This is a genomic window from Luteococcus sediminum (assembly GCF_054783495.1).
The window spans coordinates 1-807 of record NZ_BAAGQL010000015.1 but is presented as its reverse complement, the minus strand read 5'-3'; the positions used below and the strand labels follow the sequence as shown (position 1 = coordinate 807).

1 protein-coding gene is annotated in these 807 nt (G+C 69.1%); it reads left to right on the top strand.

All coding sequences use genetic code 11. The features are described from left to right. Positions 1 to 73 precede the first annotated feature (73 nt). Positions 74 to 807: ISL3 family transposase (locus ACYVKA_RS09535; protein ID WP_460704943.1), on the top strand; the 734-nt coding region annotated here is incomplete at its 3' end.

Genomic DNA, 807 nt, shown 5'->3' with positions numbered 1-807 from the left:
CACCCAAGCCACAGCAGAGTTGCCGGTGCGGGCTCGGTGCACGAGTCGGCTACGGCGGGGCCTGTTGGAGGCCGTGATCGATCACGGCCGGCCCGTCGCCGCTGTGGCCGCCAGCTTCGGGGTCGCCTGGTGGACTGCCCAGAAGACCGTGAACATGGCGATCGACACGCTGCCCGACATCGACGCGCTGCATGTCACCCAGCTCGGGGTCGATGAGCACCGCTACCGAACAGTGCGCTGGTACCGGAATGTCGACACCGGCGGCTGGACGCGGGTCGAGCCGTGGATGACCACGATCGTGAACAGCTGCAGCGGGCAGGTCCTCGGCATCGTCGACGGCCGCGACAGCACAGCGGTCGAGGTCTGGCTGTCAGGTCGTAGCCAGGCGTGGCGGGACCGGATCAGTGTGGTGGCGATCGACCCCTCGGCAGCGTTCCGCAAGGCGATCGTCGGCTGCCTCCCGAACGCGAAGATCGCGGTCGACCCGTTCCATCTGGTCCAACTCGGCAACCTCTGCCTGACCCGTGTCCGGCAACGCCTCGCCCACGAGGTGCACCAACGCAGGGGCCGGAAGGTCGACCCGGCCTGGGCACACCGGATGCTGCTGCTACGCGGCTACAACACCTTGTCGGCGCGTGGTCGTGACCGACTCGAAGTCGTGCTCGCCGCCGATGACCCGACCGATGAACTGGGCGCCGCCTGGGGCGTCAAGGAAGCCCTCCGTCTGATCCTGGCCTGCCCCACCATCGAGGCCGCCCGTGCCGCGAAGGCCCGCTTCGACGCCTGGGTGGCGATCGCCGCCACCGA